A 7,753-nucleotide genomic window follows, 5' to 3' on the forward strand; every position below is an offset into this window, starting at 1 on the left:
AAGTAATTAGAATCGGCATCTTAAATCGACACCTATCTGCATCGGGCGTCCCATCTGTGCAAATCCTCTGTTCATTGATTCGAAGTAGAAAGCCTGGTATTTTGTGTTAAGTGCATTGTTAATCCAGATACCTATCTGTCCGTTTCCTTTGTTCAGGCTGATACGTCCGTTCAGTGTACCGTAAAGATTCTGGTATGCGTTATTTTGTTCTGTCCAATATACACGTCCGGCTCCTTTATAGTTGGCATTCAACATTATATTGTCAAGCCATGATCCACTTTTCATTCGGAAAATGTACTGTCCGCCAATGTTGAAAGTATGCTGTGGAACGAATGGTACATAGTTGCCGTTATAGTTTACTTCATCGCTTACTACGTAGTCGGTGAATGTGGCATGAGTGTATCCGTAATTACCGTTCAGGCTGAATGCATCTGTTATCTGTGCTTTCAGAGCCAGTTCACCACCGATGCTTCTGCTCTTGCCCGCATTTACTGTTATACGTCCCAAGCCGCTTGCTGCAAATCGTGAAATCTGTTGGTCGTGAGTGTCCATATAGAATGCGGCTACATCTGCCTGAAGTCGTCCGTCAAACATGGTCATATGCGAACCTATTTCGTAGTTCCATGAATATTCAGGTTTATACATTGTTGTTTCCTGAATGTTGAATTCATAGTGAGGAATTTTGTCTCCTCCCATTTGTGAAACCAAACCGTGGCTCTTTTCGTCCAATACAGCTATCATTCCATTTATCATTTCTCCTTGTACTATTTCAGAGAACATTTGTATATTGTATCCTCCTGAACGATAACCTTTAGATACTGATGCATAGATATTGTTGCTTTTGTTGAAATCGTATTGTAGGGCGAATTTAGGCAATAACTGAATATAGTCATGGCTTATATTACCATTTACTTTCGGTGAAGAGTTCAATCCTTTGAATGGCATAGGCATAACAGCTATTTTAAAATCGAAATTGATATTGGTGTTAGAGTTATAGTCCAGCCAGTATCTTTCGTATTCCATTCTTAAACCTGCTGTAAATGAAAGTCCTTCAAAGATAATATCATTTATTGTTGATTGGTGGTATATTCCCGTACTGAGCATTGGAGATTTGAAGTTTCCACCAATTAATATGTTTTCATCTGTTATATCAAGACTCATGTCCGGCATCATAGGGTACTCTTCTTTGATTTTCTTGAATATACCGTTTACATTGTTTTCCATTAATGATGAAATACCATCCTCATGGAAAGTCACAGGCCCTTCAGTATCCAGCCATTGGTAGAAACCGCTCACGCCGGTAGTCCACTGCCAGCGGCGTCCCGGTTTTGATTTCAGAACTATTTCTTCGCTTATTGTTTTTGAATTCTGTCTCTGTGACATAGTATAGACATTCTTTCTTGTGAAGTCCTGGTCAAGGTTCATTTCATCTTTCAGATACTGGAAACCTGTAACACTGCTCAGAATGAAGTTGTCTGCCTGATGTTCAAGGTTCAACCCACCGTTGAGGAGATGACGCATATATCCGCATTCATTGTTGTATGCTACTTTACCCAAGTCCCCTTTCAAGTCCTGATAGTAGATGTCTGTTTCAGAAAGGCTTGTCAGCTGATATGGATAACCTCCCTGGTTGGAATATTCATAATTTACTGTAAAGTCCAGTTTAAGATTGTCTTTTGGCAACCAGATAGCTCTCATTCTTCCACCTACTTCGTCACCTTTATCTATCTTTTCGTTGTTACGTGCCACATTTTCAAAGAAGCCTCCTTCATGTTCATAAAAAGCTCCTGCTGAAAATGCAAATTTGTCAGAAATGCGATGATAGTGGTTTACCGAAGCCTTATAGTTGTTATAAGTGGCTGCTCCTAGGCTTATGTCTGTACCTTGATATGAAAAAGGAGATTTAGTGAATACACGTATAAGACCACCCATAGTGTTGCGTCCGTACAGAGTACCCTGCGGACCGCGCAATACGTCTATACGTTCTATATCTGAATAGTTGAAATCAAAAGCCGATTTGTCAATAAAAGGAATATTGTCAACGTATAGTCCTACGGCAGGGGTATTTATTCTTGAGCCTATACCTCTTACGTAAACTGATGTGGTAAGTTTAGATCCGTAATCAGGTATAAACAGGTTTGGAACAAGTCCGGACAATGATTTTACAGAAGTCACAGAGTTGTTTCTCATATCTCCTTGCGAAAAAGATGTTGCAGAAAGAGGCTGTTGTCTCAGTCTGTTGTTTTCTTTAGGAGTAGCTATTACTATAACTTCTTCAATGTCTATTACTCGTGTTGTGTCTTTTGGAGCTTCTGCTGTTTCCTCCTTAGGCATGCTATATGCCGGTGTCGCAGCAGAGATGACAGTTACACCTGCTGCCATTATCTTCAATGATTTTAGAACTGTACCTTTTTTCATTTTTTAGTCTGTTTGTCGTTTTTGTAAATCCGGATGCAAAGGAAACTCAATTGGTGAAAATGTACAATCCTAATTTATTATGATTTTATATGCTGTCGGCATCAATATATCCGTTCATTACGGCATAAATAGCCAGTCCGGAAACGGATTTTATGCCAAGCTTCTCCGTTATGTTTTTCCTGTGTGATATTACCGTTGTGAGGCTTATGTTCAGCTTATCAGCAATTTCTTTGTTTATCAGTCCTTTGGTTACAAGAACCAGCACCTCAATTTCTCTGGCAGAAAGAGTATTGATGTTTTCGTTTTGTAAAGGTTTGACCGGATGATGTGTCATTTCGTGTCCCTTGCTACGCATATCCATAAAAGCTTTGATCAGCTTTTCCTGTGGCAGAAAGGTGTTGAGCACAGGAATGCCAACCGGAATCTGCGGCTCTCCGGCTGACAACACTATGCTTTTTGGCTTTCTTTCAAGGAAGAAAGCGGTATGCTCGAAATATATTGATGTCGACACAAAATAGTGTGCATACATGTCCGGAGTATCGTCTATTAGAGCTTCGAACGAGTGGAACACGCGTATGACAGCCTGCGGTATCAACTCTTCCAATATGGTCTGCAATCCAAGTGCCGTAAGAGTATTCTTTTCGATTATGGCAATTTCAGGAATCATTTTATTATCGTTTAAACAGTGTTTAAATGGTATTTAAATGGTGTTTAAATTCTCATTAACGCAGCAACAGCTTCTGCACATCTCTCTCCGTCAACCCCAGCCGATACTATTCCTCCGGCATAACCTGCACCTTCACCGCAAGGGAAGAGTCCTTCCACTGTGACATGCTGCAGCGTTTCGTTGTCGCGTACAATTCTGACAGGCGCCGATGTACGTGTTTCCACTGCAATCATCACCGCATCGTTGGTGAGGAATCCGCGCGAACTTCTGCCGAACATCTCGAATCCTTTGCTCAGACGTTCGCTGATGAATTTAGGCATCCAGAAGTGTAGTGGTGATGATATAATGCCAGGGCTGTAGGAAGTGACAGGAAGGTCGTAACTCAGTTTCTTTCTTGTGAAATCTACCATTCTTTGTGCGGGAGCAGTCTGTCGCATATTTGCCTGTTGCCAGCATATCTGTTCCAGTCTTTCCTGGAACTGCATCATTGCCAGAACCGACTGTTCTCCATCCTTGGCAGTCTTGCGTATCAGTTCCTCTGTCTGCTGTTCTGCAGAGCCTTCAATCACTTCGCATGCCTGCAGTTGCAGGGTAGGGTCGTTCAAGTCTTCAGGACGAATTTCTACCACCATACCCGAGTTACTCCATTTCGTACCACGGTTGCTTGGGCTCATTCCGTTTACAACCAGTTGGTGAGGACCACTTGCGGCAGGAACCACAAAACCACCAGGACACATACAGAAGCTATATACACCGCGTCCGTCAACCTGCTGTACGAAACTGTATTCAGCTGCCGGAAGATATTTGCCTCTTCCGTTCTTGTTGTGATACTGAATCTGGTCGATAAGCATTGACGGATGCTCCAGACGTACACCTACGGCAAGACCTTTAGTCTCCATTTTCACCCCGTTGGCATATAGCCAGCGGTAAACGTCGCGTGCGGAATGACCGGTGGCAAGTATCACCGGACCTCTGAAAGTCCTTCCGTCGTTGGTCTCAATGCCAACAACCTTATTTTTCTCTATAATAATGGCATCCATTCTGGTCTTGAAGTGAACTTCTCCACCACATTCCAGAATGGTATTTCTCATGTTTTCAATCACCCTTGGCAGTTTGTCTGTTCCGATGTGAGGGTGTGCATCTATAAGGATTGAGGTGCTGGCTCCGTGCTGGCAGAACACATTCAGAATCTTATCCACATTGCCGCGCTTCTTGCTTCTTGTGTAAAGCTTGCCGTCGGAATAAGCGCCTGCTCCACCTTCGCCGAAGCTGTAGTTCGATTCAGGGTCAACCTTATGCTCGCGGCTGATTTTTGCCAGGTCTTCTTTTCTTTCGCGTACGTTCTTTCCGCGTTCAATTACTACCGGACGCAGACCAAGCTCTATAAGTCGCAGTGCGGCAAACAGTCCTCCCGGACCGGCGCCCACAACAATCACCTGAGGCTTTCCGCTCACGTTTTTGTACTCAGTAGGGGTGTATTCCTGTGTATCCGGTACTTCGTTGATGAACACCTGTACCTTTACGTTTACGTATATGGTACGCTGGCGTGCGTCAATACTTTTTTTCAGTACCCTCACGGCATTGATAGTTCTGATGTCAAGCCCCTTTTCGCGGCTGATATATGTCTTCAGCGACTGTTCGCTTGCAGCCTGTTCAGGCAATATTCTGAGTTGATATTCGTTTACCATCTTGGTGGAGTTGTTAGTCTTTAGTTGTTAGTTGTTAGTTGATGAGTTTGGATAGTTTCTTATCCGAAAAGTTCCCTGAATGCTTCTTCCACTTTTCTTACAGGAACAAGTTCAATCTTTATTTTCTTTTTGTCCAATCCTTGCAGATTATGTTTTGGCACCAGCATACGTGTGAAACCAAGTTTCTCGGCCTCGCTTATCCTTTGTTCAATTCTGTTCACAGGGCGTATCTCACCGCTCAGTCCCACTTCGCCTGCCATACATACTCCCGATTCTATTTCGGTGTCCATATTGCTTGACAGAATGGCACTTATCACAGCCAGGTCGATAGCAGGGTCGTTCACCTTCAGTCCACCGGCAATGTTCAAGAATACATCCTTTTGGGCCAGTTTGAACCCTACACGTTTCTCCAGTACAGCAAGCAGCATGTTCATTCTTCTGATGTCGAACCCTGTTGCCGAGCGTTGAGGCGTTCCGTAGGCAGCAGTACTCACAAGTGCCTGTACCTCGATAAGGAATGGACGGATACCTTCAGTTGCACAGGCTATGGAAATTCCGCTCATTCCTTCATGATCCTGTGTGAGCAGCAGTTCAGAAGGATTGCTTACCTGACGCAGACCGTCCTGACGCATCTCGTATATACCCAGTTCGGCGGTACTTCCGAAACGGTTTTTTATGCTTCGCAGTATTCGGTACATATAGTGCTGGTCGCCTTCGAACTGAAGTACAGTATCAACGATATGTTCCAATACCTTAGGCCCGGCAATGCTTCCTTCCTTGTTGATATGACCAATCAGTATGACCGGAGTTCCCGTTTCCTTTGCAAATCGCAGTATTGCTGCCGAGCATTCTCTCACCTGTACTATACTTCCGGGCGATGAGTCGAGATTCTCTGTAGAAATAGTCTGTATGGAGTCAATAATAACCAAGTCCGGAGAAGTACTCTTTATATTAGCAAAAATCTGTTCCAGCGAGGTCTCGCATGCTATGAGCAGTTCGCTCTCTCCGTTATGCTTTATTCTGTCCGCGCGCAGCTTGAGTTGTCGCGCACTTTCCTCGCCTGATATATACAGTATTCTTTTGTTGGTCAAATGTAGTACTGTTTGCAGAACTAGGGTTGACTTGCCTATACCCGGTTCGCCGCCAAGCAGTGTGAGCGAACCTTGCACCAGTCCGCCACCGAGCACTCTGTTCAGCTCGTCGTCCATAAGGTCAATTCTCTGTTCGTCCGATGAAACAATTTCCTTAAGATATTGTGGTTTTGAACGAATGGATTCAATACCGTGGACGGCATGCTTTGCCACAGGTGTTTCCTTTCTCACCACTTCTTCCGAAAAAGTGTTCCACTGTCCGCATGAAGGACATTTACCAATCCATTTTGGTGACTCCTGTCCGCAGTTTGTGCATACGAATACTGTTTTGTCTTTTGCCATTGTTGAGCTTGATAATGTATAATATGCAAAAGTAATGAAAGGTGAGCGTAGAGACAAATGAAAAACACAGTTTTTCATACGTAAATATTAAGCGTCCTACACATAAAGTAGGACAGGTTTATACTAAAATTGATATAAAACCGAGTGTTTTGACAAAAGAAAGATTAGCACTCATGAAAACACAAATGCGGCTATTATACGATTATACGATGACAAATAGCAACAGCTAAGAATTTAAAAGTTTCATACACGTGTACATAAGTCACAATCTTTGGCGCTTAGCTGTTGAGACCAATTTCATTTTCGGACTATGGTAATTCCAGTAAAAGTCGGCCTTTGGTCTGTATTGTTAATTGGGTGTTACTGCTTGTGGAACTTTAGTAAGCGAGACATTGTATCCAAGCTTTTTAAGTTCGGAAGACAAATATACCTTGCGTTTCTGCTCTATCTTGGATTGCATATATTGTGCACCAAGTTCATGGTAACGGGCTCCCGTACTCAGTATCAGATAAACGGATATCAACTGAGAATGTCCCACTGCAATCAAGGCACGTTTTTTTCCTCTGCGGGCAGCTATACGATGGTATCTCTCACTGAAAAACGTATTCTTTGTACGGGTCGCAGCCCATGCGGCTTCTGTGATTACCGCCTTTACCTGTTTGTTTCCGTGAGTGATTCGTGCGCTTTTTTTTTGCCCGCACTCTCGTTGTTGCCCGGAGAAAGACCGGCCCAGGACGAAAGATGCTTTTCTGAAGGGAAGTGGGACATGTCAAGACCTATCTCAGAAACCAGATCCTCTACAACTTTGGTGCTAAAACCGGGAATCTCCCTGAGAAGTTCAAGGACATTATCGTACTTGGACAACAGTCTCTTTATACGTTCGGACAAATCATCAACCAAAGCCTGAGTCTGGTCTATATCCTTTCGGATCATCTGGAGAAGATAAATGTGATGATCTTCAACAAAACCGGTACACGCCTCCAACAACTCTTCCGGACTGGCTGACAGTTTTCCGTGGTAAACTGACTTTATATCATCAAGAGTAAGGACTTTACCTTCACAAAGCATATCAATAAGAGAAGTAGCTGTCGTACCGCTTGTGTTACTTACAACACTTGAAAGCTTGATGTTGCAGTCTTCAAGAATACGCATCATACGGTTCTTCTCTGAAGCTATCTGCTGAATAAGCTTGTTCCGGTAGCGAGTCAGGTCACGAAGCTGACGCTGCTCCTTGGGAGGAATATAGCTCGGATTGAGAAGACCTGCCAAAAGAAGCTTGCAGATCCATTCGCTGTCCATCTTGTCTGTCTTGTGACCCGGAACATTCTTTATGTGACGGGCATTGACTATCCAGACATTGGGAATGGAATCTTCAAGTACCTTATAAACAGGTTTCCAGTAAACACCGGTACTTTCCATTGCCACATGCGTTACACCATTGGACAATAGCCATTCTTTCAATTCATTCAAAGAACTCGTGAAGGTTTTGAATGAGCGGGTATCACGTTGGATGCCTACTCCGTCTATTGTCGCCACCACAACCTTCA

The 7,753-nt window shown here is 43.5% G+C and carries 6 protein-coding genes; all 6 read right to left on the minus strand.

The annotated features are described in order from the left end of the window. Positions 1-6 precede the first annotated feature (6 nt). Complete coding sequence (locus tag OCV82_RS09415; protein ID WP_154044190.1) at positions 7-2,418, minus strand: TonB-dependent receptor; 2,412 nt, start codon at positions 2,416-2,418, stop codon at positions 7-9. Between the two features lie 85 nt (positions 2,419-2,503). Further along, complete coding sequence (locus OCV82_RS09420; RefSeq protein ID WP_154044191.1) at positions 2,504-3,085, minus strand: response regulator transcription factor; 582 nt, start codon at positions 3,083-3,085, stop codon at positions 2,504-2,506. A 44-nt stretch (positions 3,086-3,129) separates the two neighbouring features. Beyond that, positions 3,130-4,773, minus strand: coding sequence for an NAD(P)/FAD-dependent oxidoreductase (locus OCV82_RS09425; RefSeq protein ID WP_154044192.1), 1,644 nt, complete (start codon positions 4,771-4,773; stop codon positions 3,130-3,132). Between the two features lie 59 nt (positions 4,774-4,832). Further along, on the minus strand, positions 4,833-6,206 hold the full coding sequence (gene radA / locus OCV82_RS09430) for a DNA repair protein RadA (RefSeq protein ID WP_154044193.1): 1,374 nt from the start codon (positions 6,204-6,206) through the stop codon (positions 4,833-4,835). Positions 6,207-6,555: 349 nt separating this feature from the next. Further along, entirely contained in the window at positions 6,556-6,753 is a 198-nt protein-coding gene (locus OCV82_RS09435; RefSeq protein ID WP_154043669.1) for a hypothetical protein, read from the minus strand. 104 nt (positions 6,754-6,857) lie between these two features. Continuing rightward, positions 6,858-7,753 (minus strand): IS110 family RNA-guided transposase (locus OCV82_RS09440; RefSeq protein WP_154044194.1); only part of this gene is annotated, 896 nt, incomplete at its 5' end.

Source organism: Bacteroides cellulolyticus (assembly GCF_025567135.1).
In the GTDB taxonomy this organism is placed as follows: domain Bacteria; phylum Bacteroidota; class Bacteroidia; order Bacteroidales; family Bacteroidaceae; genus Phocaeicola; species Phocaeicola cellulolyticus.

Excerpts from the sequence above, each read along its gene's own strand:
- OCV82_RS09415 (WP_154044190.1), bottom strand. The coding sequence starts at position 2,418 with ATGAAAAAAGGTACAGTTCTAAAATCATTGAAGATAATGGCAGCAGGT.
- OCV82_RS09420 (WP_154044191.1), bottom strand. The coding sequence starts at position 3,085 with ATGATTCCTGAAATTGCCATAATCGAAAAGAATACTCTTACGGCACTT.
- OCV82_RS09425 (WP_154044192.1), bottom strand. The coding sequence starts at position 4,773 with ATGGTAAACGAATATCAACTCAGAATATTGCCTGAACAGGCTGCAAGC.
- radA (WP_154044193.1), bottom strand. The coding sequence starts at position 6,206 with ATGGCAAAAGACAAAACAGTATTCGTATGCACAAACTGCGGACAGGAG.